This window comes from Collinsella aerofaciens, from assembly GCF_028206795.1.
Classification (GTDB): domain Bacteria; phylum Actinomycetota; class Coriobacteriia; order Coriobacteriales; family Coriobacteriaceae; genus Collinsella; species Collinsella aerofaciens_AX.
In genome coordinates this window covers 1-2,521 of record NZ_JAQLFJ010000008.1, presented here as the reverse complement: position 1 = coordinate 2,521, position 2,521 = coordinate 1, and the positions used below count along the sequence as shown (strand labels likewise).

Annotated in this window: 3 protein-coding genes; all 3 read right to left on the bottom strand. The window is 56.6% G+C overall.

The features are described from left to right. Positions 1-352 precede the first annotated feature (352 nt). From PMX70_RS06400 to PMX70_RS06390, 3 genes are read right to left on the bottom strand one after another with little or no spacing between them, the layout of a single operon-like run. Positions 353-1,066, bottom strand: coding sequence for a GntR family transcriptional regulator (locus tag PMX70_RS06400; RefSeq protein ID WP_271740413.1), 714 nt, complete (start codon positions 1,064-1,066; stop codon positions 353-355). Further along, positions 1,051-1,818: a GntR family transcriptional regulator gene (locus PMX70_RS06395; RefSeq protein WP_117770537.1), complete on the bottom strand. Its 768-nt coding sequence runs from the start codon at positions 1,816-1,818 to the stop codon at positions 1,051-1,053. Before PMX70_RS06395 ends, PMX70_RS06400 begins: the two co-directional genes overlap by 16 nt. Before the next feature lie 35 nt (positions 1,819-1,853). Continuing rightward, positions 1,854-2,345, bottom strand: a complete 492-nt coding sequence (locus PMX70_RS06390; RefSeq protein ID WP_271740414.1) for a hypothetical protein — start codon at positions 2,343-2,345, stop codon at positions 1,854-1,856. Positions 2,346-2,521 lie beyond the last annotated feature (176 nt).

Genomic DNA, 2,521 nt, shown 5'->3' with positions numbered 1-2,521 from the left:
TCGTAGACGTTCCTGCCGTCCTCGAGGTAGCCCTCCTGGTCGAAGTGCATGATCTCGATCTTCTCGGTCTCCTTCATTCCCGCTCCTTTCACGAGCAGTTTGAATTGTCGCACGGAATGAACGGGCTTGCCGCCCCGTCGCACCGCTTAACCTTGTGGACATCTTGGCCCCAAGCTCAACAATTCAAAGGTTCTTAATACCAGTGAACGATTACAGGTTAGCCGTTTTTAATACCGATTTTATGATTTCATCCTCCCCTCTCGGTAGACGGTCAGTTTTTGCCGCTCATCGGTCAAGCGACATATATCCGTAAAAACGAGCGCCCCCGCCATGCGCAGGGACGCTCTAGACGCTAATAGTTGTAGGTATATCCGCCGGCGTCGCCGCGGGTAAAAGACTTGGCATGCTCGATTGCCTGCCCACTCGAGTCATAGGTCAGGCCTTCCAGCACGAGCGCCAGATCGCCCGGCTCAAGATTGAGCAAACTCGCATCGCGTGCGCCCAGCGCCTCGATATCGAGTTTCTCTACCGACTGATCTGGCTTGCGTCCCAACATATCGTAGGTCTCGAACAGGCTGAAGACCGAAATGTCCACGTCTTCGATGCCCGGAAACAGCAGGCACGGAATCAGTGTCATCTCGATCGATACGGGCTCACCATCGATGCAGTTGAGGCGGCGCACCGAGTAAAGCAGATCGTCCTCGGCGATGCCAAACAAGTCGGCATAATACGGGCCGGTGTAGCGTTTGGAGCGCGCCAGGATGCGCACCGACGGCGTCGCGCCCGATGCCAAAACCGACTGGCGGAAGCCGCCCTTGCGTTCGTGCTCGTCAAACCACTTGTGTCCCACAAAGGCGCCTTTGCCCTGCACGCGACGAATCTGGCCACTTTTGACCAGCTCGTCCATGGCGCTTCGGATTGTCAGGCGTGTCGTGCCAAACTCCTCGGCCAGCTCGTTTTCGGACGGAATCATCGAGCCCGTCGGGTAGTCGCCGCGCTCGATTCGCTCCGCAATGCAGCGGCGAATTTGTTTGTAAACCGGCAAGTCTTCTACTGCATCAGCCATTCGACACCCACCTTCGTCGCAACGCCGTCTGCCTCGCCGTTATCGGCAAAACGATACTTGGTCGGCAGAATCACGGACTTGCAATACTCGACAAAGCCATCGGTCTCGTCGCGCTCGTGCGAAGCCTTGTAAAACACCGGCGTGCCCTCCTGAGCATTCAGCAACTTGGCCTCGTCGGCGTTCAGACGGCTGATGGAAATATGCTCCTTGCCGTGCGTCACATGGACATTCCCCTCCTTGAGCAAAACGTCGTAGAGGCTTTCCTGCTCAAAATCGTGATCGGGAAGCGAGGGGCACAAAGACAGATTGACGTAAGCCGTCTCGATCGATGCCGGGGAACCGTTGACCACACGCACGCGCCGAATGCAGAAGAGCGGCATGCCCAGGTCGATCTGGGCTTTTTGGGCAAGATCGATATCGGCATACACGACCTTGGACCAAACCAGGCGCGCGGTCGACTTTGAGCCAACCCTCTCCACCGCCTGCGTATAGTTCCATGTTTCCTGAAAGATGTTCAGCGGTTTGGGAGGACACACATAGGTGCCCGAACCGCGGCGGCTTTCCAAAGTTCCGCACGAAATAAGGCGCGTGATCGCAGCACGCAACGCCGTGCGCGACACGCCCAGCTCTTCACAGAGCACACGCTCGGCGGGCAGACGGTCGCCACTCTGCAGGTCATAATGTTTGATATACCAAAGAATGCCCTCAAAGGCGCGGTCTTTGGGCGGAATCGCATATGGTTCACTCGACATGGGCAAGGCTCCTCAACCGCTTGATGCTGCGGGCATCATTGCTCCGGACGCCCCATAGCGTCGAAGGCTTCTTTGATCTGCTCCGCAACGTTCCGATACGACCGATATAGGCCGGAGTCTCGCTTGACTTCGCCCGCGGTCACCGGAATCTCAAGCTTCGAAATCTCATCCTTGCCGGTTTGCACGACAACGATGACACCCATACCAAGGCACATATTACGCTTGGCAGCGTTGTTTTTGGTAGCCTGAGCTGGATTAATCAAAATCTGCTGAGCCAGTTCGCGTTTGCTGAGCTCCGGCACATCCTCGGGATTTCCGGTCTCGGCAATCTCGCACTGCAGCACATCCGCATAGTCAAAAATCTTCGGCTCGCCGCCGCGCTGATGCACGGCCCACTTGCGGCGCGTGGCATCCTGGTAGATAGCCGGCAAAAACGTAAACCGCGGTGGGTCCAAAATCGTATCCGTGATGGTAAACACATCGGGATCAAAGGCATCCTGCGGGTTTTTCTTCTTGAACAGCCCCATATCAGCCTCCCGTTCTAGTATTAAACAACTCAAGCCGAATATAGCACCAATTTCAAGCCGCCGTTTTACCGCATCGGTGCGCGGCGTCTATGGCTCGCCCAGCGGAAGGGTTCACAGACGAGGGCCGGGGTGGCTTGGTTAGGTTTTGGAAGTGGGCCTCGCGAACTTCCAAAACC

Excerpts from the sequence above, each read along its gene's own strand:
- PMX70_RS06400 (WP_271740413.1), bottom strand. The coding sequence starts at position 1,066 with ATGGCTGATGCAGTAGAAGACTTGCCGGTTTACAAACAAATTCGCCGC.
- PMX70_RS06395 (WP_117770537.1), bottom strand. The coding sequence starts at position 1,818 with ATGTCGAGTGAACCATATGCGATTCCGCCCAAAGACCGCGCCTTTGAG.
- PMX70_RS06390 (WP_271740414.1), bottom strand. The coding sequence starts at position 2,345 with ATGGGGCTGTTCAAGAAGAAAAACCCGCAGGATGCCTTTGATCCCGAT.